The organism is Nocardiopsis kunsanensis DSM 44524, assembly GCF_000340965.1.
Lineage (GTDB): Bacteria > Actinomycetota > Actinomycetes > Streptosporangiales > Streptosporangiaceae > Nocardiopsis > Nocardiopsis kunsanensis.
Genome location: NZ_ANAY01000034.1, coordinates 20854 through 43450, shown reverse-complemented (window position 1 = coordinate 43450; position 22597 = coordinate 20854). Strand labels below are relative to the sequence as shown.

Annotated in this window: 22 protein-coding genes; 16 read left to right on the top strand and 6 right to left on the bottom strand. The window is 70.2% G+C overall.

Annotated elements, in window-relative coordinates; translation table 11 throughout:
* The first annotated feature begins 197 nt into the window (after positions 1–197).
* The 5 genes from gap (at position 198) to D456_RS0118900 (ending at position 4687) form a co-directional block, all read left to right on the top strand.
* The gene (gap, locus tag D456_RS0118920) at positions 198–1202 is read left to right on the top strand and encodes a type I glyceraldehyde-3-phosphate dehydrogenase (protein WP_017577752.1); all 1005 of its coding nucleotides are present in this window, start codon (positions 198–200) and stop codon (positions 1200–1202) included.
* Positions 1203–1371: 169 nt separating this feature from the next.
* A complete protein-coding gene (locus tag D456_RS0118915) occupies positions 1372–2556 on the top strand; it encodes a phosphoglycerate kinase (RefSeq protein WP_017577751.1) in 1185 nt (394 codons plus the stop codon).
* Positions 2557–2767: 211 nt separating this feature from the next.
* A complete protein-coding gene (tpiA, locus tag D456_RS0118910; protein ID WP_017577750.1) occupies positions 2768–3547 on the top strand; it encodes a triose-phosphate isomerase in 780 nt (259 codons plus the stop codon).
* A gap of 301 nt (positions 3548–3848) precedes the next feature.
* Positions 3849–4088: a preprotein translocase subunit SecG gene (secG, locus tag D456_RS0118905; protein ID WP_017577749.1), complete on the top strand. Its 240-nt coding sequence runs from the start codon at positions 3849–3851 to the stop codon at positions 4086–4088.
* A 227-nt stretch (positions 4089–4315) separates the two neighbouring features.
* Positions 4316–4687: an RNA polymerase-binding protein RbpA gene (locus tag D456_RS0118900; protein WP_083904628.1), complete on the top strand. Its 372-nt coding sequence runs from the start codon at positions 4316–4318 to the stop codon at positions 4685–4687.
* 311 nt (positions 4688–4998) lie between these two features.
* Here D456_RS0118900 and D456_RS0118895 read toward each other — a convergent pair whose 3' ends face one another.
* Positions 4999–5256, bottom strand: coding sequence for a hypothetical protein (locus D456_RS0118895; RefSeq protein WP_026116020.1), 258 nt, complete (start codon positions 5254–5256; stop codon positions 4999–5001).
* Positions 5257–5360: 104 nt separating this feature from the next.
* On the opposite strand from D456_RS0118895, the gene D456_RS0118890 reads away from it, so the two are divergent.
* Complete coding sequence (locus D456_RS0118890; protein ID WP_017577746.1) at positions 5361–6077, top strand: hypothetical protein; 717 nt, start codon at positions 5361–5363, stop codon at positions 6075–6077.
* 20 nt (positions 6078–6097) lie between these two features.
* Here the strand turns inward: D456_RS0118890 and D456_RS0118885 are convergent, their stop codons facing one another.
* Positions 6098–6862, bottom strand: a complete 765-nt coding sequence (locus tag D456_RS0118885) for an IclR family transcriptional regulator (RefSeq protein ID WP_026116019.1) — start codon at positions 6860–6862, stop codon at positions 6098–6100.
* A 108-nt stretch (positions 6863–6970) separates the two neighbouring features.
* Here D456_RS0118885 and hutH point away from each other — a divergent pair, with 108 nt between their 5' ends.
* The 6 genes from hutH to D456_RS0118855 all read left to right on the top strand — a co-directional run bounded on the left by hutH (position 6971) and on the right by D456_RS0118855 (position 14403).
* Positions 6971–8518, top strand: a complete 1548-nt coding sequence (gene hutH, locus D456_RS0118880) for a histidine ammonia-lyase (RefSeq protein WP_017577744.1) — start codon at positions 6971–6973, stop codon at positions 8516–8518.
* Between the two features lie 22 nt (positions 8519–8540).
* Positions 8541–10217, top strand: a complete 1677-nt coding sequence (hutU, locus tag D456_RS0118875) for a urocanate hydratase (protein ID WP_017577743.1) — start codon at positions 8541–8543, stop codon at positions 10215–10217.
* The gene (locus D456_RS0118870) at positions 10218–11456 is read left to right on the top strand and encodes an allantoate amidohydrolase (RefSeq protein ID WP_017577742.1); all 1239 of its coding nucleotides are present in this window, start codon (positions 10218–10220) and stop codon (positions 11454–11456) included. It begins immediately after the preceding gene.
* Positions 11453–12799: a formimidoylglutamate deiminase gene (locus tag D456_RS0118865; protein ID WP_017577741.1), complete on the top strand. Its 1347-nt coding sequence runs from the start codon at positions 11453–11455 to the stop codon at positions 12797–12799. Before D456_RS0118870 ends, D456_RS0118865 begins: the two co-directional genes overlap by 4 nt.
* Complete coding sequence (hutI, locus tag D456_RS0118860; protein ID WP_017577740.1) at positions 12796–14016, top strand: imidazolonepropionase; 1221 nt, start codon at positions 12796–12798, stop codon at positions 14014–14016. Before D456_RS0118865 ends, hutI begins: the two co-directional genes overlap by 4 nt.
* A 183-nt stretch (positions 14017–14199) precedes the next feature.
* Positions 14200–14403 carry a hypothetical protein gene (locus tag D456_RS0118855; protein ID WP_026116018.1) on the top strand — a complete coding sequence of 68 codons (204 nt, stop codon included), beginning with the start codon at positions 14200–14202 and terminating at the stop codon, positions 14401–14403.
* 17 nt (positions 14404–14420) lie between these two features.
* Here D456_RS0118855 and D456_RS0118850 read toward each other — a convergent pair whose 3' ends face one another.
* The 4 genes from D456_RS0118850 to D456_RS0118835 form a co-directional block, all read right to left on the bottom strand.
* The gene (locus tag D456_RS0118850; RefSeq protein ID WP_026116017.1) at positions 14421–14984 is read right to left on the bottom strand and encodes a TetR/AcrR family transcriptional regulator; all 564 of its coding nucleotides are present in this window, start codon (positions 14982–14984) and stop codon (positions 14421–14423) included.
* Between the two features lie 12 nt (positions 14985–14996).
* Positions 14997–16487, bottom strand: a complete 1491-nt coding sequence (locus D456_RS0118845; protein ID WP_017577737.1) for an MFS transporter — start codon at positions 16485–16487, stop codon at positions 14997–14999.
* Between the two features lie 72 nt (positions 16488–16559).
* A complete protein-coding gene (locus tag D456_RS0118840) occupies positions 16560–16901 on the bottom strand; it encodes a hypothetical protein (RefSeq protein ID WP_017577736.1) in 342 nt (113 codons plus the stop codon).
* Positions 16902–17010: 109 nt separating this feature from the next.
* A complete protein-coding gene (locus D456_RS0118835; RefSeq protein WP_017577735.1) occupies positions 17011–17604 on the bottom strand; it encodes an ATP-binding protein in 594 nt (197 codons plus the stop codon).
* A 227-nt stretch (positions 17605–17831) separates the two neighbouring features.
* Here D456_RS0118835 and D456_RS24520 point away from each other — a divergent pair, with 227 nt between their 5' ends.
* The 4 genes from D456_RS24520 to D456_RS27595 all read left to right on the top strand — a co-directional run bounded on the left by D456_RS24520 (position 17832) and on the right by D456_RS27595 (position 20588).
* Complete coding sequence (locus tag D456_RS24520) at positions 17832–18692, top strand: helix-turn-helix domain-containing protein (protein ID WP_040699659.1); 861 nt, start codon at positions 17832–17834, stop codon at positions 18690–18692.
* A complete protein-coding gene (locus tag D456_RS0118820; RefSeq protein WP_017577733.1) occupies positions 18692–18943 on the top strand; it encodes a DUF397 domain-containing protein in 252 nt (83 codons plus the stop codon). Before D456_RS24520 ends, D456_RS0118820 begins: the two co-directional genes overlap by 1 nt.
* 177 nt (positions 18944–19120) lie before the next feature.
* Positions 19121–19681, top strand: coding sequence for a hypothetical protein (locus D456_RS0118815; RefSeq protein WP_017577732.1), 561 nt, complete (start codon positions 19121–19123; stop codon positions 19679–19681).
* Positions 19682–20207: 526 nt separating this feature from the next.
* Positions 20208–20588, top strand: a complete 381-nt coding sequence (locus D456_RS27595) for a hypothetical protein (protein ID WP_230480280.1) — start codon at positions 20208–20210, stop codon at positions 20586–20588.
* Positions 20589–22597 lie beyond the last annotated feature (2009 nt).

Below are 22597 nucleotides of genomic sequence, written 5' to 3'. Positions count from 1 at the left end.
GATTCACGAGAGTGGAGCCGTTCGGCGGGGGCGAGCTGAGAACGGTTTCCCGCCGGTGCTCCGCTAGGCTCTCTGTGAAGACCTGATACGCGTTCACGCTGCCCAACACGGCCGGTCGGCTCCGTACCGGGCATCGCGCCGGGGTTCCTGAGCGCGCGGGTCGACAGTGATGTGCGACACATGAGGAGAACAGTTCCGTGACTATCCGTGTAGGCGTCAACGGCTTCGGACGGATCGGCCGCAATTTCTGGCGCGCGGCCGCGGCCGGCGGCAGCGACATCGAAATCGTCGCGGTCAACGACCTCACCGACACCAAGACGCTCGCGCACCTGCTCAAGTACGACACCGTGCTCGGCAAGCTCGAGGGTGAGCTCGAGGTCGGCGAAGGCCAGATCCGCATCGGCGACAAGACGGTCAAGGTCCTGGCCGAGCGCGACCCTGCCAAGCTTCCCTGGGGCGACCTGGGCGTCGACGTGGTCATCGAGTCCACCGGCATCTTCACCAAGGCGGAGGACGCCAGGAAGCACATCGAGGCCGGTGCCAAGAAGGTCGTCATCTCCGCCCCCGCCAAGGGCGAGGACATCACCATGGTCCTGGGCGTCAACGACGACAAGTACGACCCGGCCACGCACGACATCATCTCCAACGCCTCCTGCACCACCAACTGCGTGGCGCCGATGGCCAAGGTCCTCAACGACGCCTTCGGAATCACCCGGGGTCTGATGACCACGGTCCACGCCTACACCAACGACCAGGTCACCCTGGACTTCCCGCACAAGGACCTGCGTCGTGCCCGCGCCGCCGCGGAGAACATCATCCCGACCACCACCGGTGCCGCCAAGGCCACCGCTCTGGCCATCCCCGAGCTCGAGGGCAAGCTCGACGGCATCGCCATGCGTGTGCCCGTGCCCGACGGTTCGGTCACCGACCTGGTCGTGGAGCTCGACCGCGAGGTCACCCGCGACGAGGTCAACGCCGCGTTCAAGTCCGCTTCCGAGGGCGCGCTCAAGGACGTGCTGGTCTACACCGAGGACGAGATCGTCTCCTCCGACATCGTCGGGACCTCGCCCTCCTGCACCTTCGACTCCCAGATGACCATGGCCTCGGGCAACCAGGTCAAGATCATCGGTTGGTACGACAACGAGTGGGGCTACTCCAGCCGCCTGGTCGACCTGGCCAAGCTGGTCGGCACCCGCCAGTAGGTGAGGCCGAGGCCCCAGGGCGCCCGAGTCGCGGTCGGCATCCCCTCGCACGCGGCGAGGGGATGCCGCCGTGGGCGCGCCCCGGGCACGGCGCGCCCACGCCCCGCCCACCGGACCGACAGACAGAGCCCGGCCGCCGCGGCCGGGCCGACCACCGAGGAGAACCAGCATGCGGACGATCGACGACCTCGACGTCTCCGGCAAGCGCGTGTTCGTCCGGGCCGACCTCAACGTGCCCCTGGACGGTGACCGGATCAGCGACGACGGTCGTATCCGTGCCGCCCTGCCGACCATCCGCGCGCTCAGCGAGCGCGGCGCACGTGTCATCGTCGCCGCCCACCTGGGCCGCCCCAAGGGCGAACCCGACACCCGTTACTCCCTGCGTCCCGTCGCCGCCCGTCTGGGTGAGCTGCTCGGCACCGACGTGGCCTTCGCCACCGACACCGCCGGGAAGTCCGCGCACGCCGTCAGCGAGGCCCTGACCGACGGCCGGGTCGCGCTCCTGGAGAACGTGCGTTTCGAACCCGGTGAGACCAGCAAGGACGACGCCGAGCGCGGTGAACTGGCCGACCGTTTCGCCCAGCTCGCCGACCTCTACGTGGGGGACGCCTTCGGGGCCGTGCACCGCAAGCACGCCAGCGTCTACGACCTGCCCGCACGTCTCCCGAACTCCGTCGGGGGCCTGGTCCTGACCGAGATCGAGGTCCTGAAGAAGCTCACGAGCCACCCCCAGCGCCCCTACGCGGTCGTGCTCGGCGGCTCGAAGGTCTCCGACAAGCTCGGCGTCATCGACAACCTCCTGGGCACCGCCGACCGTCTGATCATCGGCGGCGGCATGGTCTTCACCTTCCTCAAGGCCAAGGGGTACGAGATCGGCTCCAGCATCCTGGAGGCCGAGCAGATCGACACGGTCAAGGCCTACCTGGAGCGTGCCGAGCGCGAAGGCGTGGAGATCGTCCTGCCCGTGGACGTGGTCGCCGCCGAGAAGTTCGCCGCCGACGCCGCGCACGGCCCCGCCGACGTCGAGAACATCCCCGCGGACCGGATGGGGCTGGACATCGGCCCCAGGAGCCGCGCCCTGTTCGCCGAGAAGCTCGCCGACGCCCGCACGGTCTTCTGGAACGGTCCCATGGGTGTGTTCGAGATGGAGCCCTACGCCGGCGGTACGCGCGCCCTGGCCCGGGCCCTCATCGACTCCGGGGCCTTCACCGTGGTCGGCGGGGGCGACTCCGCGGCGGCCGTGCGTTCCCTGGGCTTCGACGAGGCCGCTTTCGGCCACATCTCCACCGGCGGCGGCGCCAGCCTGGAGTACCTCGAGGGCAAGGATCTGCCCGGCATCGACGCCCTGGCTTAGGCTGTGCTCCCGGGCCCGTTCCGGCAGGGGCCCGCCCGTCGCCCGCCACCGCCCTCGGCTGACGCGCGGCGGTGCGGCGCTCATCGGGTGCGCTCCTGTGGCAGGAACCTGCCGGGACCGCTCGGAACCAACACCTCCTCGGGCCGAGACAACGCAGCACACAGACCCTGGTCCTTCGGACCGGACCTTCACCAGTAGGGATACACCGACCATGTCCAACCGCCTGCCGCTCATCGCCGGCAACTGGAAGATGAACAACAACCACCTGGAAGCCATCGCGCTCGTCCAGAAGTTGGCGTTCGCCCTGGAGGACAAGGACTACGACAACGCCGAGGTCGTCGTCCTGCCGCCCTTCACCGACCTGCGCAGCGTCCAGACGCTCGTGGACGGCGACAAGCTGCGTATCGGCTACGGCGCCCAGGACCTCTCCGCCCACGAGAAGGGCGCCCACACCGGTGAGGTCTCCGGTTCGATGCTGGCCAAGCTGGAGTGCTCCTACGTGCTCGTGGGCCACTCCGAGCGCCGTGAGCACCACGCCGAGGACGACGCCCTGGTCAACACCAAGGCCAAGGCCGCCTTCGGCAACGGCGTCGTGCCGATCGTGTGCGTGGGCGAGGGTCTTCAGGTGCGTAAGGCCGGCAACCAGGTCGAGCACGTCCTGGGCCAGGTCGACGGTGCGTTGAAGGACATCACTGCCGAGCAGGCCGAGAAGCTCGTCATCGCCTACGAGCCCGTCTGGGCCATCGGTACCGGCGAGGTGGCCACCCCCGAGGACGCCCAGGAGGTCTGCTCGGCGATCCGCACCCGCCTGGCCGAGCTCTACTCGCCCGAGGTCGCCGGGGCCGTGCGTCTGCTCTACGGCGGTTCGGTCAAGGGCGACAACGCCGCCAGCATCATGGGCCAGGACGACGTCGACGGCGCCCTGGTCGGCGGTGCCAGCCTCAAGGCCGACGACTTCGTCAAGATCATCCGCTTCGGCGACGCCAAGTAGGCCGCGCGGAGCCACCGCACGCGAGGCCCGCCGCTCCCGCCGCGATCCGCGGCGGGACCGGCTGGCCCGTGCGGACACGAACAGCCCGGGTCCGGGCTACACTTCGTTGTGGGGTTCTTCCGTACCTCGCGGTGCTCCCTCCGTGTCACCATGGGCACGGTAAAATCCGAAAATGTCCCGGCCTCCTCAGCGCCCCGCTCGCCGATCGGCCCGTGCAACCCGCGTCGAAACCTGTGAGTGGTGTCGAGGGGCCATGGTGTCCATCTTTCCCCCACTGCGGGGTCGAGCTGCGGGTGAGCGTGTGATCCTCGGTCTGTCCATCTTCGTGATGCTTCTCAGCGTGCTGCTGATCTTCCTGGTGCTCATGCACAAGGGCAAGGGCGGTGGCCTGTCCGACATGTTCGGCGGCGGCGTCACGTCCTCGCTGGGCGGATCGTCCGTGGTCGAGCGCAACCTCGACCGTATGACGGTCGGGATCGCCGCCGCGTGGATCATCTCCATCGTGGTTCTGGGCCTGTTGCTGAGCCGGGGAGCCATGTAGGCCCCGCACGGGCTTTCCTCCCATCCCGGCGCACCGCCGCGGCACCGAAGCCAGGGCCTGCGGGACGTCGGTCATCCCCTGGGGCCGAGTCGGGTTGGACGACCGGGTCCCGGGGCGCTCATCGCCCGAGACGTACGGGTCTCCCACGGCCCGGTCGGCAGGCGCCCCGTTCACCGTCACACCCGCCGGAGCCGCCGGTGGGTCCGCCGAAGGAGTTTCTCGTGGGTATGGGTAGTGGCAGTGCCATTCGTGGCAGCCGGGTCGGAGCCGGCCCCATGGGCGAGATGGAACGGGGTGAGTCCGCGCCGCGTGTGCGCGTTCCGTTCTATTGCGCCAACATGCACCGGGTCGTGCCGAGCTTCGCCAGCGAGGCCGCGGTCCCCGAGGAGTGGGACTGCCCCCGGTGCGGGTTCCCCGCGGGCAAGGACCGGGCCAACCCCCCTGCGCCCCCGCGTACCGAGCCGTACAAGACCCACCTGGCCTACGTGAAGGAGCGGCGCAGCGAGGAGGAGGGCAAGCTCATCCTCGACGAGGCGCTCGCAAAGCTGCGTGCCGACCGTGCCGCGGTGGAGGCCCACATCAAGGCCTCGAAGAACTGACGCCCGCGCCTGCGCGCGAGCGGGACTTCCGCCGTCGGGGTCCGTCCGAGTCCGGACGGGCCCCGACGCGTGTGCGGGACCGTGGTGGGCGGTGCGGGCGCGTTCCGGGCACCGGCCGGGGCCGAACATGAGGGACCGGCCCGAAGTTCTCATTCCTGGGACTGGTGTGGCTGGTGAGAAATACAGTGAGCCACACATCCCGGATGCCCCCACCTGGAGGAGATGGTGTCGATGTCCTCGTGCCCGACCGGAGGCGACCACGACTGGGTCCTCGGCAACGACCGGAAGTTCCAGTGCGCCAAGTGCGGGGCTCAGAGCGCTCGGCGGTTCTGAGTAACCTCCCCCGGACGCACCGTGCCCCGCGCGGCCAGTTCACCCCGGTCCGATGCCCGCCACGTGACAGGTTCACCCACGGCCTCGGCCACCCCCTTGGCCCAGCGTTCCAAGGGCTGGAACTGGTCGGGACCCTCCCGTAGCACGGTGCGTCCCCGGTAGGAGATCCCGTCCAGGACGAGGACCTGCCCGTCGACGTGCAGTTCCGTGTCGTACTCGTGCGTCTTGGGCCTCATGGACGGCAACTCTAACGCGGCGGAGCCGGGACGGATCGGACTTCCGGGAAAGTCCGCCCCGGCGCACGGGCCCGACCACGCGTGGGAATTGGAAGAATGGGGACATGGATGCCCCCGACCCCACGGACGTGACCCCCGACCCCACGGACGCTTCCGAAGAGGCGCCCGCCGCACCCCAGGGAACCCCCTCGGACCTGAGCGGAGGACCCAACAGCGTTTCCCACCTGCGGCGTTATGTGAGCCTGCGCGGGCCCAACGCGCGCATGTGGATGGCCGTGACCTACTTCTCGCTGGTGCTGACCGTGGGTTTCCTCCTCGTGGCCGTTTCCCTGGGGCGGGAGGTGTTCACGGGGGAGGCCACCGCCGGATCTGTGTCACTGTGGGGTTCGGCCGCCGTCGTGATGGCCTTCATTGGCCCCGGGAGCAACGTCATCGTGCTCCGCGGCCTGCCCCAGCGCATCACGCGCCAGGGCATCAGCGCCGACAGCGACGGGGTCACGGTGCTGCAGGAACGCAAGTGGTGGTTCCCCGGGGAGGGCACCTTCATCGCCTGGTCCGAGATCCGGCGTGTCCGCGAGGTCACCACGGGGGCGCGGCGCCACGAATTCATCGAGTTCGTGCTGGAGACCCACCGCTCGGGGGCCGAACTCCCGAACTGGGCCGAGACCGCCGAGGGGCTGGGACTGGAACCGGCCGAACCGGACGCGACCACCCAGTTCTACGTGCAGGTGCCCCGCGACCACGGCGAGAAGATCCTGCGCATGATCGAGCGCACCTCGCCCCTGCCCTCCGTCGTCCAACGCGATCCCCTCGCGGGCTGACCCGGGGCCCGACCGGCCCCCTACGCAGGGCTCGCACGGCCGGCGAGGCGGCGCGTGAGCTCCGAGGCGGCGTCGCGCACCCGTGCGGTCAGCGCTGCCCGGGTGATGGGGCGTGCGCTGGGCACGGTCAGGGCGATCGCGGCGACCGGATGTCCGTTGTGGTCGGTGGCGGCCGAGGCCACCGAGAGGAACCCTTCGGTGACCTGGCCCTCCTCCGAGGACCATCCCTGTCGGCGTTCCTCGGCCAGGACCTGGCGCAGTTCCCCCGGGGTGGCCGGGCCCCGGCCCGTGCGGTCGGTGAAGGAGCCGGTGCCCGGGTAGAGCGCCCGTACCTGCGCACGCGGCAGCAGCGCCAGCATCGCCCGGCCCGACGCGGTCAGGTGCGCGGGCAGGCGCACGCCCACGCCGGTGATGAGCGTGGGCGCGTGCGGGGGCTGCTCCTTGAGCAGGTACAGGGTGTCGGAACCGTGCAGGATCCCCAGTTGCGCGGTCGCGCCGGTGGACTCGGTGAGCCGGCGCAGCAGAGGACGCGCGAGCCGCTCCACACCGTCGTGGCGCAGGTAGGCCGATCCGATCTCGAAGGCCGCCACCCCCAGCCCCCACCGGCGCTCCTCGGGAAGGTGGGTGACGAAACCTTCCTCGGCCATGGCCTCCAGGAGCTGGTACACGCTCGACCGGGGCACCCCGATCCCGTCGGCGATGGCCGAGGCCGAGACCGGCCCGGGCCGGGTGGCCAGGAACCGCAGCAACCGCAGCGCCCGTGTGGCGGCCGGAACGTGGCTCATGCCCCCGATGCTGCCACACGCGCGGGCCGCGGCCGGCTGTCTGATATCTCGGACAGAACTCACGTGTGGGCACTTCACGCGAGCCTCCGCGGGGGATCGAATGGGACCATGTCCACAGCAGTTCCTTCCCTCACCATCGGCGGTACGCCGCTCACACCCGCCCAGGTCCTGGACGTGGCCCGCAATGGCGCCCGTGTCGTCCTGGCCGAGGACACCCGCAAGGCCGTCCGCCACGGGCGCGAACGCGTGGAGGCCCTGGCCGCCGGGGAGCAGCCCGCCTACGGTGTCAGCACCGGTTTCGGGGCGCTGGCCACCCGCCACATCGCCCCCGACCTGCGCGCCGACCTGCAACGTTCACTCATCCGCTCCCACGCCGCCGGCGCCGGCCCCGAGGTCGAACGCGAGGTCGTGCGCGGGCTCATGCTCCTGCGCCTGCGCACCCTGTGCTCCGGCCGCACCGGCGTTCAGGCCGTCACCGTCGAAACGCTCGCGGGCCTGCTCAACGCCGGGATCACCCCGATCGTGCACGAGTACGGCAGCCTGGGCTGCTCCGGCGACCTGGCGCCCCTGTCGCACGTCGCGCTCGCCCTCATGGGGGAAGGTGAGGTCCGCGACGCCTCCGGTGAACGCCGCCCCGCCGGCGAGGCGCTCGCCGCTGCCGGTCTCGACCCCGTCGAACTGGGTGCCAAGGAGGGCCTGGCCCTGATCAACGGCACCGACGGGATGCTGGGCATGCTCGCCCTGGCCTGCCAGGACCTGGGCCGGCTGCTCACCGTCGCCGACATCACCGCGGCCATGAGCGTCGAGGCGCTGCTGGGCAGCGACCGTGTCTTCGCCGACGAGCTCCAGCGTCTGCGCCCGCATCCCGGTCAGGCTGCCTCCGCGTCGAACCTGCGCGCCCTCCTGGCCGGTTCCCCCGTGGTCGCCTCCCACCAGGGTCCCGACTGCGACCGTGTACAGGACGCCTACTCCCTGCGCTGCGCACCCCAGGTCGCCGGTGCCGCCCGCGACACCCTCGCCCACGCCCGCACCGTGGCCGAGCGCGAACTCGACAGCATCATCGACAACCCCGTCGTCCTCGAGGACGGGCGCGTGGAGTCCAACGGCAACTTCCACGGCGCACCGGTCGCCTACGTGCTCGACTTCCTGGCCGTCGCCGTCGCCGACACCGCCTCCATCGCCGAACGCCGCACCGACCGCATGCTCGACGTGGCCCGTTCGCACGGTCTGCCGGCCTTCCTCGCCGACGACCCCGGTGTGGACTCCGGGCACATGATCGCCCAGTACACCCAGGCCGCCGTCGTCTCCGAACTCAAGCGCCTGGCCGCACCCGCCAGTGTCGACTCCATCCCCAGCTCGGCCATGCAGGAGGACCACGTGTCCATGGGCTGGTCGGCCGCCCGCAAACTCCGCCGCGCCGTCGACGGCCTCACCACCGTCCTGGCCGTGGAGCTGCTCACCGCCGCCCGCGCCCTCGACCTGCGCTCGCCCCTGGAACCCGGACCGGCCACCGGCGCGGTCGTGCGTGCCCTGCGCGAACACGTGCCCGGCCCCGGGCCCGACCGGCACCTGGCCCCGGAGATCGCCGCCGCGGCCGATCTCATCACCGACGGCACCGTCGTGGCGGCCGCCGAGTCCGTGACCCCCCTCGCCTGATCCAGCGAAAGGACACCCGACGTTGAGCGCTCCACGCACCGTCCGCGCCGCACGCGGCACCACCCTGTCGGCCAAGGGCTGGCCCCAGGAGGGCGCCCTGCGCATGTTCCACAACAACCTCGACCCCGAGGTCGCCGAGCACCCCGAGGACCTCGTGGTCTACGGCGGCACCGGCCGGGCCGCCCGCGACTGGCGCAGCTTCGACCGCATCACCGCGTCCCTGCGCGACCTGGAGGGCGACGAGACCCTCCTGGTGCAGTCCGGCAGACCCGTGGGGATCCTGCGCACACACGAGTGGGCGCCGCGCGTGCTCATCGCCAACAGCAACCTCGTGGGGGACTGGGCCAACTGGCCCGAGTTCCGCCGCCTGGAGGCCCAGGGCCTGACCATGTACGGGCAGATGACCGCCGGGTCCTGGACCTACATCGGTACGCAGGGCATCCTCCAGGGCACCTACGAGACCTTCGCCGCCGTCGCCGCCGAGTTGAGCGGTTCGGGCAGGCACAGTGGCGGGACCCTGGCCGGCACCGTCACCCTCACCGCAGGCCTGGGCGGCATGGGCGGCGCCCAGCCCCTGGCCGTGACCATGAACGGCGGGGTCGCCCTGGTCGTGGAGTGCGACCCCACCCGCATCGAACGCCGGCTGCGGACCCGCTACCTCGACGTGTGCGCCGACGACCTCGACCACGCCCTCGAACTGGCCGAGACCGCCCGCGCCGAACGCCGCCCCCTCTCCATCGGTGTCCTGGGCAACGCAGCCGAGGTCTTTCCCGAGCTGCTGGCCCGCGGCGCCGACATCGACGTGGTCACCGACCAGACCTCCGCCCACGACCCGCTCGCCTACCTGCCTCTGGGCGTGGCGGTGGAGGACCACAAGGAACTCGCCGCCGCAAGACCCGAGGAGTTCACCACCCGCGCCCGCGAGTCCATGGCCGCACACGTGCAGGCCATGGTCGGCTTCATGGACGCGGGCGCGGAGGTCTTCGACTACGGCAACTCGATCCGGGACGAGGCCCGCACCGGCGGTTTCGCCCGCGCCTTCGACTTCCCCGGGTTCGTGCCCGCCTACATCCGGCCGCTGTTCTGCGAGGGCAAGGGCCCCTTCCGTTGGGCCGCGCTCTCCGGCGACCCCGCCGACATCGCCCGCACCGACCGCGCGATCCTCGACCTGTTCCCCGACAACGACCACCTCGCGCGGTGGATCCGCATGGCCGGCGAACGGGTGGCCTTCCAGGGCCTGCCCGCCCGGATCTGCTGGCTCGGCCAGGGCGAACGCGCCGCCGCCGGGCAGCGCTTCAACGAACTGGTCGCCGCCGGTGAGATCAGCGCACCCCTGGCCATCGGCCGCGACCACCTCGACACCGGGTCGGTGGCTTCGCCCTACCGCGAGACCGAGGGCATGCGCGACGGCTCCGACGCCATCGCCGACTGGCCGCTGCTCAACGCCCTGGTCAACACCTCCTCCGGCGCCTCCTGGGTGTCGATCCACCACGGCGGCGGCGTCGGGATGGGCCGTTCCCTGCACGCCGGGCAGGTCAGCGTCGCCGACGGCACCGACCTGGCCGCCGCCAAACTCGCCCGGGTCCTGACCAACGACCCGGCCACCGGGGTGCTGCGCCACGTCGACGCCGGTTACCCCGAGGCCGAACGCGTCGCGCACACCCACGGCATCCGTGTCCCGTCCCACGAGGGGGAATGAATGGGCTTCGACCGCTTGTGGGCCGACCTCGTACCCATCGGCCGCGACCCCGCCACCGGCGGGTACCACCGGCACGCCTGGAACGCCGCCGACGCCCGGGCCCGTGCCTGGTTCACCGACGCCGCCCGCGCCCGTGACCTGGACGTGCGCACCGACCGCAACGGCAACCTGTGGGCCTGGTGGGGCACACCCGCACCCGGCGCCGTGGCGACCGGCTCGCACCTGGACTCGGTCCCCGAGGGCGGTGCCTTCGACGGTCCCCTCGGGGTGGTCTCCGCCCTGGCAGCCGTCGACATCCTGCGCGAACGCGGCCTGAGGCCCGAGCGTCCCCTGGCCGTGGTCGTCTTCGTCGAGGAGGAGGGCGGCCGTTTCGGTGTGCCGTGCCTGGGCAGCCGCCTCACCGCCGGGGAGATCGATCCCGACCGAGTCCGCGCCCTCACCGACGCCGACGGGATCACCTGGGACGAAGCCATGGCCGACGCCGGGCTCGACCCCGAAGCGCTGGGCCCCGACCCGCACCTGCTCCGCCAGCTCGACGCGTTCGTGGAACTGCACGTGGAACAGGGCCGCCACCTCGCCGGCACCCCGCACCCGGTCGCCGCCGCGAGCTCGGTGTGGCCGCACGGACGCTGGCGCCTGGACCTGACCGGCCGCGCCGACCACGCCGGCACCACCCTCCTGCAGGACCGTGCCGACCCCATGCTGCCCTTCGCCCGCGCCGTGCTGGCCGCCCGGGAGAGCGCCGCTGCCCACGACGCCCGCGCCACCGTCGGCAAGGTCCGGGCCGTGCCCAACGGAACCAACGCCATCGCCTCCCGGGTGAGCGCCTGGCTGGACGCCCGCGCCGCCGACCAGACCACCCTGGAGGCGGTCGTCGCCGGGGTGCGGGCCGAGGCCGAACGCGGGGCCGACGAACACGGCGTGCAGCTGCGGATGGCGCAGGAGTCCCACACCCCGCTCGTCGACTTCCCCCGCGCCCTGCGCGACCGGGTCGCCGAGGTCCTGGCCCGCCGCGCCCCCGAGCCGGAAGTGCCCGTGCTCCCGACCGGGGCCGGCCACGACGCCGCCGTGCTCTCCGCGCACGTGCCCACCGCCATGCTGTACGTACGCAACCCCACCGGCATCTCGCACTCACCGCAGGAGCGGGCCGACCCCGAGGACTGCCACGCCGGTGTGTTCGCCCTGGCCGACGTGCTCCAGGACTTCCTGGAGGGCCCGACGGGGGAGGTGGCCCCGTGAGGTCGCGCCACTGGGCCGAGTGGGCCTGGACCGGGGCCGCCGACGGCGGGGTCGAGCACGGGATCCTGCTGACCGTGGAGAACGGGCGCATCACCGACCTGACCCGCCCCCCGGACCCGCCCGCAGGCGCCGAGGCACTGCGCGGCCTCACCCTGCCGGGGCTGGCCAACGCCCACTCCCACGCCTTCCACCGCGCCCTGCGCGGGCGCACCCACACCGGCGGGGGATCGTTCTGGACCTGGCGCGAGACCATGTACCGCGTCGCCGACCGCCTGGACCCGCACACCTACCTGCGCCTGGCCCGGGGCGCCTACGCGGAGATGGCCCTGGCCGGCATCACGGCGGTGGGGGAGTTCCACTACCTGCACCACACGCCCGGGGGAGAGGCCTACCCCGACCCCAATGCGATGGGGCAGGCCCTGGTGGAAGCGGCCAGCCAGGCCGGGATCCGCCTGACCCTGCTGGACGTGTGTTACCTGTCCGGCGGCCTGGACACCGACGGCACCCGCCAGCCGCTCACCGGACCGCAACGGCGCTTCGGCGACGGCGACGTACAGAGCTGGGCCGAGCGCATCCGGCACCTGGAGCTGGACGGCGACCACGCCAGAGCCGGGGTGGCCGCCCACTCGGTGCGTGCCCTGACCCCCGATGACCTGGCCGCGGTCGCCCGCACCGCGCACGAGCGGGACCTGCCCCTGCACGTGCACGTGTCCGAACAGCCCGCCGAGAACACCGCGAGCCTGGCCGCCCACGGCCGCACCCCCGTCGAGGTCCTGGATACTGCCGGTTTCCTGGGGCCGCGGACCAGCCTGGTGCACGCCACCCACCTGACCGACGACGACGTCGCGCTCGTGCGCGCCAGCGGTGCGACCGTGTGCCTGTGCCCGACCACCGAACGCGACCTGGCCGACGGGCTGCCCCGCACCGGCGATCTGCTGCCCGCCCCGCTGAGCCTGGGTACCGACCAGCACGTCCTCACCGACCTGTTCGCCGAGGCCCGGGGCGTGGAACTGCACGAGCGGCTGCGCACCCACCGCCGGGGCACGCTCGGTGCCGGCGACCTGTTGCGGGCCGCCACCCACCACGCCTCGCTCGGCTGGGACGACGCCGGGGCGCTGCGTGTGGGAGCGCGGGCCGACCTGGTCAACGTGCCCCTGGACGGCATCGGCCTGGCCGGAGCGCCGCCCGAACGCGCAGCCGACGCCGCCGTCTTCGCCGCCACCGCCGACCACGTGCGCCACGTCATGGCCGACGGCAGGTGGATCGTGCGCGGGGGAGAACACATGCACCTGCCCGACGCCGCCGAGGACCTCGACACGGTCATCAAGGAGCTCGACCCATGAACCCGACCGAGACCGCCGACGTGCCCGGGACGATCCTGGTCGACGACATCGGCACCCTGATCACCAACGACCCCGCACTGGGCCGTGGCCCGCTCGGGGAGATCCCCCACGCCGCACTGGTCCTGGAGGAGGGACGTGTGGCCTGGGCCGGCCCGCGTGCGCAGGCCCCCGCCGCCGACGCGCGTGTGGACGCCGCCGGACGCTGCGTCGTCCCCGGGTTCGTCGACAGCCACTCCCACATCGTCTTCGCCGGCGACCGCAGCCGCGAGTTCGCCGCCCGGATGAGCGGCACCCCCTACACCGCAGGGGGCATCCGCACCACAGTGGCCGCCACACGACAGGCCTCCGACGCCGACCTCCTGGCCACCGCACGGAACCTGACGCGCGAGGCCCGCGCCCAGGGCACCACGACCCTGGAGGTCAAGTCCGGGTACGGGCTCACCGTCGAGGACGAGGTCCGGGTCCTGTCCATCGCCGGACGGGTCACCGACGAGGTCACCTTCATGGGCGCACACCTGGTCCCGCCCGAGTACGACGGCGACCCCGAGGCCTACATCGACCTCGTGACCGGGCCGATGGTCCAGGCGTGCGCACCCCTGGCCCGGTGGGTGGACGTCTTCTGCGAACGCGGCGCCTTCGACGAGCAGGCCTCGCGCCGGATCCTGGCGGCGGGTGTCGAGCACGGGCTCCTGCCACGCGTGCACGGCAACCAGCTGGGGGAGGGCCCCGGGGTGCAGCTGGCCGTCGAGGTCGGGGCGGCCTCGGTCGACCACTGCACGTACCTGTCCGACGGTGACGTGGACGCCCTCGCCCAGGCCGCGCGGCGCCCCGAACCGACCGTGGCGACGCTGCTTCCCGGCGTGGACTTCTCCACCCGCCAGCCCTACCCCGACGCCCGCCGCCTCGTGGACGCGGGCGCGACGGTGGCGCTGGCCAGCGACTGCAACCCGGGTTCCTGCTTCACCTCCAGCCTGGCGTTCTGTATCGCGATCGCTGTGCGCGACATGGGTCTGACACCGGACGAGGCGGTGTGGGCCGCCACCGCCGGCGGGGCCCGTGCGCTGCGCCGCGACGACGTGGGACACCTCGCCCCCGGTGCCCGCGCCGACCTGACGCTGCTGGAGGCACCCAACCACCTCTACCTGGCCTACCGGCCGGGGGTCCCGCAGGTGGCGGCGGTGTGGAAGGACGGGGAGCTGGTCACCGGGCAGCTCTGAACTGTGCCGGTGCCCCGTCCTATCGGTGGAGGGAGCGGGCACGGGACATCGCGAGTGCCTGCGCAGGTTGGCGCACGGTCCCCTGGACGGGCAGGCGGTATGTTGCCTGTATCGGCGCATACGCAACTGTCGGCGGAGCACCGGTCACCGCCGTCACCAACTGCTTCGGGTGAGGTCCTGACGATGAAAAAGACGTGGATGTTCGTGATCAGCCTGGCCGGGATGTCCATATCTGCTGCCGGGTTGATGTTGCTCGTCCCGTCGCTGTTCGGCTCGGGCGAGCAGATCAGCATCTGGCCCCTCGCAGCGCTCGCGTGCCTCGTAGCGGTCTTCGCGGCGGGGACCATGTATTGGCGTCCGTCGACGCCGACCTCGGGCAGCAGATAACCCGGAGGCCCGGCGGCTCAGCCCGCGGCCGGGCCTGTGCCGTCAGAACCCGTCAAGGCGGCGATGAGATACTCGGCGACCTGGCGGCACAGCCGGGGATCGAGCGGGCGGCCTCCGATGGATTCGTGCAGCCACAGGCCGTCCGCGGCCAGCCGCAGCACGAAGTCTTCCAGGTCGGCCTGTGGCAGTTCAGCGGAATCGGGCGAGGGCACCCACCGGTTCTGTACGTCCTCCCAGTAGGCGCTCAAGGTCGGGTCGTTGGCGGCCTCGACCAGCAACAGCAGTTCCGCGCGGGTGGCGCTGGTGGTGCACACCGCTGCGTAGGCCGCCGACCTCTCCCGGGGACCCGCATGGTCGGCCGTGGTCCCGGCGGCCTGCTCCAACTGGGACTCCCACTGGTGGGCCAGGTGTTCGTGCACTGCCTCCAACAGGGCCTCCCGGGAACGGAAGTGGTAGAGCAGACCGCCCTTGGTCAGTTCTGCCTGTGCCGCCACCGAATCGAAGGTGACCGCGGCGATGCCCTCACGCTGGACCACCTGGACGGCTGCGTCCAAAATCAGTGTTCGCTTGCTCTGACGCACGGTGCGCTCCGCTCAGTGGTCGACGTAGTGCTGGGAGGAGCTTCCGGGGCCGTGACGGCGCAGCATCCGACCGGTGCCGGCCGCGCCCACCGCCAACACCAGGGTCACCGCCGCCATCACCACCAGGTACGCGGTGTCGAAGGCGTTGTAGGCGGCCGAGAGGACACCGGCGTCGTCCCCGACCACGGCCAGCGCGTCGGCCAGGCTCAGCCCGGCGCGGTCCGGAGCGTGGGCGGGCAGCTGCACGGTGGCCGAGTAGACGAACGTGAGCAGGCTGCCCAGCAGTGCCACGGCACTGAGGTTGCCGAACTCGTAGGAGACCTCCTCCACCGCCGAGGCCATCCCGGCGCGGTTGCCGGGCGCGTTGCCCACGATCGCGACGGAGGCGACCGACATCGCCGCACCCAGGCCCGCCCCGGTCAGGACCATCCCCGCCACCAGGAGGGGGAAGGCCAGGTGGAACCCGGCGATCGTGGTGCCCACGCCCACCGTGGCCACACCCAGGCCACCGGCGATCAGCGGCAGCAGCCCGGTGCGGTGCAGGACGGCCCCGCCCAGCAGCGCCGTGGGCAGCGAACCAACGGCGAGCGCGGCGACCAGCAGACCGGACTCCAGAGGGCTGAACCCGGCCACCAGCTGGTACCGCTGGGTGGTGACCAGCTGGATGCCGCCGATGGCGAACATCGCCAGGGCCGCGGTGAGCACCCCGGCGGAGAAGGCAGGGTTGCGGAAGATCGCGAAGTCCAGCAGCGGGTCGGACAGGCGCCTCTGGCGTCGCACGAACAGGGTGAAGGCGATGCCGGCCACGGCCACCGCCAGAGCGATCACCCACGGGTTCGGAGGCACGTGCCCGATCTCCTTGATGGCCAGGACGCCGGCGACAAGACCGACCATGGCTTGCAGCGAGGAGATCAGATCCCAGTGTTTGCTCGGGTCGGGCCGGTTGGGCGGCGCGATCACGAGCGTGGCCACCAGTGCGATGAGCACGATGGGAACGTTGAGCAGGAAGACCGAACCCCACCAGAAGAACTCCAGGAGGGCGCCGCCCACGATCGGGCCCACGGCGATACCGATGACCGAGATGCTGCCCCAGATCGCGATCGCGAAGTTGCGTTCGCGCTCCCGGGTGAAGGTGATGCGGATCAACGCCAACGTCGCGGGCATCATGATCGCCGCGCCCACCGCCAGCAGCACCCGGGTGGCGATGAGGATCCCCGCTGTCGGGGAGAAGGCCGCCACCAGCGAGGCCAGGCCGAAGACGACCAGGCCCAGCAGGAACATGCGCACGTGGCCCGCGCGGTCCCCGAAGGTGCCGCTGCCCAGGATCAGCCCCGCCATGACCACCGGATAGGCGTTGATGATCCACAGGCTCTGCGATCCGGTGGCCCCCAGCTCCTCGGTAAGCGTCGGCAAAGCCGTGTAGAGGATGGTGTTGTCCAGGGTGATCAGGAAGAGCCCCGAGGCGACGGTGGCCAGGAGCAACCACCGACGCGCCGGGGACATGCGTTCCTGCCGGGCGCTGAGCTGAGACATGGACCAAACTGTACCTTTTGGAAGGTTCAGTTTGGACCCGGGTCAGGCCGGTACGGGTTCCAGGACGCGGGCCAGTGTCCGGGCGTCGGGGATCTCGGCCAGGCCGGTGGAAGAAGCGACCCAGAACGATCCCGTGGATTCGCCGAACCAGATGATCAGGTGCGGATGCCGTCCCTGCGCGGCGGCTGCTTCGGAGTGTTCAGCGGCGTACTCGGACCGGTGCCCGCCCAAGCGGGGCAGGCCCTGGGCCCGGCGCCGCCGGCAGGAGCGGTGTTCGCAAGAGAGGCAGGAGGGGCCGACGAGCGGACCGCGCCGGGGCAGCGTCGGGAACGAACGGTGCAGCGGGTCGCTGGACGGGCGGGGCTGCGGGATAGGATGCGTCATCGATCCTGCTTTCTGTTCATGTGGAAGTGGTCGGATTTCGGGATTGGGGCCCGGGAGGCGTTGGCGCGCTCTCCTGGGCCCGTTTCACGTCCAGGGGCGTGAGGTGTTCCTAGAGGTCGGAGCCGTGAGCGGGCTCGTGGTCGGTGTTCCAGAGGCTGCCGGTCAGGTCGTGGGCGAGGAAGAACCACACCTGGCGCCGGTCGGGGATGCCGTTGTCGCCCCACGTGGTGGCCAGGGCGTCGATCAATGCCAGCCCGCGCCCGGACTCCGCGGAGAGGTCCAGTGCGTTCGGAGCGGCCTTCAGGTGTGCGCGCTTTCCGAAGGGCGCCGTCGCGCCATCGCGGGAGCCCTGGTCCCGACAGGTCAGGCGGAGCCCGTCGCGTGCGCGCTCGCAGGTGAGGCTGTAGACGCCGAAGGGCCGGCCCGAGCGTGAGTGTTCGAGCGCATTGTTCGCGAGTTCGCTGCCCAGCAGGGTGAACAGGTAGCGGAAGTCCTCGTCGCGCTCGGCCGCGCAGGTGTTCAGGAAGGCGCGAACGAGCGGCATGTAGCGGGTAGAGCCGCCGAAGTCGTAGCGGCGGACACGGAAGTGGGCGCGGTCGGAGCGCCCGGTGAAGTAGTGGCGGCAACGGGGTGGGACCAGCTCCCCGAGCGGGACGGTCACTTCGGGCAGGTCGGCCAAGGGTGCGGCTGCGGTTACGGGCATGACGAACGAGCTCCTTCGCGCATGGGAGTTGAACTGGGGGTCGGCGTGCCCGCAGGGGTGTGGCCTTCGCGTTTCCCGGTCGACGGGAGGGGCACGGCGTAGCCTGGCCATCTGCGACTCAGTGTGAGTGCCTGATCACTGACTACACTCAATACCTTAACTCGACATTGGCGAGAGTCAACTGATTTTCTTCGACAATGTCTAATGGCTTGCTCTAGGCTGTCCCCATGCATGAGCCGCACAGCCCTACCCTCCGCTTCCGCCGCCTCGCTGCTCAGCTCAAGCAAGGGCGCGAAAGGTCCGAGTTGACCGTCTCTCAGGCAGGCAAAGCTTTGGGGTGGACATCATCCAAGATCAGCAAGCTCGAGACTGGGCAGACACGTCGCATCGTCACGAGCGACCTCGACAAGATGATGGACCTGTACAAGATCGAGGACCCTGCCAAGCGGCAAGCCATGCACGCGCTGGCGAAGGATGCCAAGAAACGTGGCTGGTGGTCCTCCTACAAGGAGGTCTTCGGAGACCAAGCACTACCGGACTTCGAGGCCGAAGCCTCCGTCATCCGCAGCTTCGAAGGACTCGTGATTCCGGGGCTGTTGCAGACCCCGAACTATGCCGAAGCCCTCTTCCAGGGAGGGCGTTACACCGACGCCAACGACATCGCCCACCGTGTGGAAGCTCGTATGGCGCGACGGGAGATCCTGACACGCTTCAATCCGGTTCACCTGCGGGTCGTCATGGACGAGGCCGCGCTACGGCGCATGATCGGCACCTCATCGATCATGGGTGAACAGCTCAAGCACTTGCTTCACATGGCGAAGATGCCCCACATTGATGTGCAAGTGCTTCCGTTCGCTGAAGGCTCCCACGCTGCGTTGGTCGCCCCGTTCAGCATCTTGGAGTTCCCTGAGCAGATGGATCTGCCTATCGTCCATGTGGGCACGGTGACCGATTCAGTATTCTTCGAGCAGCCCAAGGATGTCGCTCGCTACAGTGCCACGTTCGGCGACATCCAGGGGACTGCCCTGAGCACCACACAGAGCGCACGGTTCATCGCCGACGTGCTCACCTCTCTAGAAAGCGACTGATGATCAACGAGCTGGTTTTCCACAAGAGCAGCTACAGCGGCCAAGAGCCAAACTGCGTTGAAGTCGCCCACATCCCCACCAGCTTCCGAAAGAGTAGCTACAGCGGGCAAGGCCCGGACTGCGTGGAGGTCGCTGACCTCCCCTGTGGCGCAGCCCTCCGGGACTCCAAGAACCCCGCGAAGGGTCATCTCCCCTTCTCCTCCGACGAGTGGACGGCCTTCCTCACCTCCGCCCGCACCGGTCGTTCGTAGCCCCGACCACCCACCCTCGATCCTTCGGCGTCCTGCCCCACACGGGCCAGGGCGCCGACCTCTCGAACGGCGCAGCCGATCCAGAGCCTGAACGTGCTCTGTCCACAGGGCCTCTGCAGGATCCGCGACCACAGCTCACACTGGAGGTCCACTCACCCCCATCCCATGTGAGCTGCGATGGTCACGACCTTCTTCCCTGCCAAGCCCACTCCGGCCCGGTTGGAACGCCTCGCCCGAGAACACGCTCAACTGCTGGATCTCGAATACGGAGGTGACAGTTCCCGGACCCCGCTCGACCGCTTGGTCGTCAACTACCTGCGCCACGTGTGCACCGACTACGACCTCGACCAGAGCAGTCACCGCCACCGGGCCGCCTGCGAGGCGATCGCACAAGCTTTCCCCCGGCTGGCCCAGGAATGCCGGCGTCAGATCACTCGTCGCGCCGAGCAGGACCTCGAGGCGGAACAAGACCGCCTGATGTGGGAGGACGAAAAAGAGCAGCAACGTTGCGAGCACCGTGCCATGCTGGCCGAGTCCCGGAAAGTGATCCAGGGGATGCGCGTGGGACAGCAGGTCGCGTTCCGGTTGGGCGGACACCCGCGGACCGGGGTGATCACCAAGCTGGGGCGTTCCCGAGCGACCGTGGCCTACCAGGTGGCGACCGGCCGTGATCGCGGCCGGGTGCGACTGATCCACGCGGCCTTGCTCACCCCCGTTGACGAAGGTCCGGACCCCTGACCTGAGGTTCACCCACAGATCAGACGCCGCAGGATCTGTGGGCGGGGGTGCCACCCCTGTGGGCTGTAGCAAGCAACGATTACTCGCGCACCCTCTCCCCGCTGAGTTCCACCGCGGGTCGCTCGAGCTCGGGCGACGCCGCTCTTCGAAGAACAGATGGGCCCGCTCTCCGGACGAAAACCCACCTGAGGTGATCAAGCGGTGCCCCGTGGCCACAGCTGGCCATCGCAGGTGCCCAAGTCATCAAGGCGTCAGAGAATCCCTCGGCTTCGTGTGGCGCGGGCTGAGGGGATCTGCTCAGGTGGCACGCAATGTAGACCGCTTCGCCCCCATCTCGCTGATGAGACCTCACACAGGTGGATCCCACAGATGACCATGAGGGGGTCTTTATCTGTGCTTTACATGGTCGCTTTCCAGAACCTAATCTCTTCGAGGCGTCAGCGCACCCGCGGTGGTCACCCGCTCTCACCCCGCTCGATCGACGCTCCGATCCCCCATCCCCCGCCTCTGTTTGGAGCGACCCCCCGTGAGACGCCGATTCCCCCGCGTCGCTGTGGCCTCGGTCGCCGCGGCCACACTCGTCAGCGGCCTGCTGTACGCACCCCCGGCCTGGGCCGACGATGATCCCCATTCCCCGGCGGATCGCACCGTTCCGGTCCCTGAGACCTGGGAACCGGGTGAGGCCAACACCGACCCCGAAGGCGGCGACCCGCCCGATGAACCCTGGGCCCCAGCCGGGGGTGACCCGGAACCCTCCGACAGCGAACCCCAGGCGGACACTTGCGCCAACTGGGGCAACGGCGGCATCCAGGACTGGTATCCGCTGGAGCGCCACCAGGTCAGCGACCGTCTGGAACTGGCGGTCAATACCGCTACCGGAAACTCGTCCTCCAGCATCGCGACCTGACCATGGCCGGCACCGGGCTGGACCTGTCGGTCTCCAGCTTCTACAACTCCACCGACGGCCAGGACGGCTGGACCCTCTCCCACGGGCGCGACGTGGGCCTGCAGGTCTTCAGCAACTCCATCATCTTCCAGGGCCCCTCCGGCTACTGCGAACGCTTCGACGTCGAGGACGACGGCTCCTTCACCTCCCCGGCCGGCATCAACGGTGACCTGGTCGAGCTCGACAACGGCCACTACGCGCTCACCTTCCACCGGGGCGAGTACGCCGACCAGGTCTGGACCTTCACCGCCCAGGGCTGGCTGTACTCCCAGGCCGACCGCAACGGCAACACCCACCGGATGCGTTACGACTCCGAGGGCGACCTGGCCTCGGTCGTGGACACCCAGGACCGCGTCACCTCCTTCGACTGGGAGGAGTGGTACCAGCCCGGTTCCATCACCGACCCCATCGGTGAAACCGCCTCGGCCTTCTCCTACGACGATGAGGGGAACCTGACCGAGCTGACCGACCGGGCCGGCCAGGACCTGGAGTTCTCCTACACCGACGGCGGGCTGCTGTCCTCGGTCACCGACGCCACCGGTGCCACGTGGAGCGTGGCCTACAACGACGACGACCAGGTCTCGTCCCTGAGCGCGCCGAACGGCTCCGAGGGCGGGGCGACCACGTCCTACTCCTACGACGACAGCCCCGAGGAGGGCAGCGAGACCGCCGTCGAAGACCCGAACGGGGGTGAGTCGACGTTCGTCTTCGACGATCAGGGTCGTCAGACCGAGGCCAGCGACCAGGTCGACAACACGCGTTCGCAGACCTGGACGGCCAACTCCGACGTCGCCACCACCACCGACGCGCTCGAAGCTTCGGTGACCTACGAGCACGACGACTTCAACAACCTCATCGGCACCGAGCTGCCCACCGGCGCGTCGACCTCGGTCGGGTTCACCGACACCGCCAACCCCGCCAAGCCGACCAGCGTGACCACGCCCGACGGCGACGAACTGTCCATGTCCTACGACGACGCGGGCAACATGACCTCCGCGAGCCAGGACGACATGGACATCACCGTGGCCGACATGAGCTACACCGGCCAGGGGTTGGTCTCCTCTTCCACCGATGCCAACGGCAACACCACCGAATACTCCTATGACGGTGCCGGGAACATGACCGCGATGTCCGAACCCGGGCCCGTGGGCACCACGGAGTTCGGCTACGACTCGCTCTCCCGAGTCACTGAGGTGACCGACGGCAACGGCACCACGATCGAGTACGGCTATGACCGGCTCGACCGCATCGTCTCCATCAGCCACGACGGCGAGGTCGTCGAGTCCATCGACTACGACGGCAACGGCCGCCAGGTCGCCACCCACACCGACCAGGCCACCACCGAGATGGCCTACAACGGGCGCGGCGACCTGCTCGAGTCCGAGCGCACGGACTCGAGCGGCACGGAGACCACCGCCTACGCCTACGACGCGGCCGGCAACCTGACCGAGCTGACCGAGCACGGCCAGACCACCACTTACGCCTACGACGACGCGTTCCGGCTCACTTCGCTGACCGACCACACCGGTGCGGAGACCACCTTCGACAACGACGGCAACAACCAGCGCACGTCGATCACCCACCCCGACGGGGCCGAGGAGAGCCGCTCCTACGACGACTCGGCCCGGCTGACCGGCATTACCACGACCGGGGCCGAGGGCCAGGAGCTGCTGTCGGCGTCCTACTCCTACGACAACGAGGGTGCCGACAGCGACCAGATGCAGGCCCGCACCGTGAACGGTGAGACCGAGTCCTTCACCTACGACGGGCTGCAGCGTCTGACCAGCAACGGCGAGAGGGACTACACCTACGACGACGCCGGAAACATGGTCGAGGCCGGCGACGAGAGCTTCGCCTACGACGACGCCGACCAGACCACCTCGGCCCGCGGCGAGGACGTGGCCCACGACGAGGCCGGCAACATGGTCGAGCGCGGCGGCAACTCCTATGAGTACAGCCCCACCAACCAG

Coding starts and splice junctions, on each gene's coding strand:
- D456_RS0118915 (WP_017577751.1), top strand. CDS start 1,372: ATGCGGACGATCGACGACCTCGACGTCTCCGGCAAGCGCGTGTTCGTC.
- tpiA (WP_017577750.1), top strand. CDS start 2,768: ATGTCCAACCGCCTGCCGCTCATCGCCGGCAACTGGAAGATGAACAAC.
- D456_RS0118900 (WP_083904628.1), top strand. CDS start 4,316: ATGGGTAGTGGCAGTGCCATTCGTGGCAGCCGGGTCGGAGCCGGCCCC.
- D456_RS0118895 (WP_026116020.1), bottom strand. CDS start 5,256: ATGAGGCCCAAGACGCACGAGTACGACACGGAACTGCACGTCGACGGG.
- D456_RS0118890 (WP_017577746.1), top strand. CDS start 5,361: ATGGATGCCCCCGACCCCACGGACGTGACCCCCGACCCCACGGACGCT.
- D456_RS0118885 (WP_026116019.1), bottom strand. CDS start 6,862: ATGAGCCACGTTCCGGCCGCCACACGGGCGCTGCGGTTGCTGCGGTTC.
- hutH (WP_017577744.1), top strand. CDS start 6,971: ATGTCCACAGCAGTTCCTTCCCTCACCATCGGCGGTACGCCGCTCACA.
- D456_RS0118870 (WP_017577742.1), top strand. CDS start 10,218: ATGGGCTTCGACCGCTTGTGGGCCGACCTCGTACCCATCGGCCGCGAC.
- hutI (WP_017577740.1), top strand. CDS start 12,796: ATGAACCCGACCGAGACCGCCGACGTGCCCGGGACGATCCTGGTCGAC.
- D456_RS0118855 (WP_026116018.1), top strand. CDS start 14,200: ATGAAAAAGACGTGGATGTTCGTGATCAGCCTGGCCGGGATGTCCATA.
- D456_RS0118845 (WP_017577737.1), bottom strand. CDS start 16,487: ATGTCCCCGGCGCGTCGGTGGTTGCTCCTGGCCACCGTCGCCTCGGGG.
- D456_RS0118840 (WP_017577736.1), bottom strand. CDS start 16,901: ATGACGCATCCTATCCCGCAGCCCCGCCCGTCCAGCGACCCGCTGCAC.
- D456_RS0118835 (WP_017577735.1), bottom strand. CDS start 17,604: ATGCCCGTAACCGCAGCCGCACCCTTGGCCGACCTGCCCGAAGTGACC.
- D456_RS24520 (WP_040699659.1), top strand. CDS start 17,832: ATGCATGAGCCGCACAGCCCTACCCTCCGCTTCCGCCGCCTCGCTGCT.
- D456_RS0118820 (WP_017577733.1), top strand. CDS start 18,692: ATGATCAACGAGCTGGTTTTCCACAAGAGCAGCTACAGCGGCCAAGAG.
- D456_RS0118815 (WP_017577732.1), top strand. CDS start 19,121: ATGGTCACGACCTTCTTCCCTGCCAAGCCCACTCCGGCCCGGTTGGAA.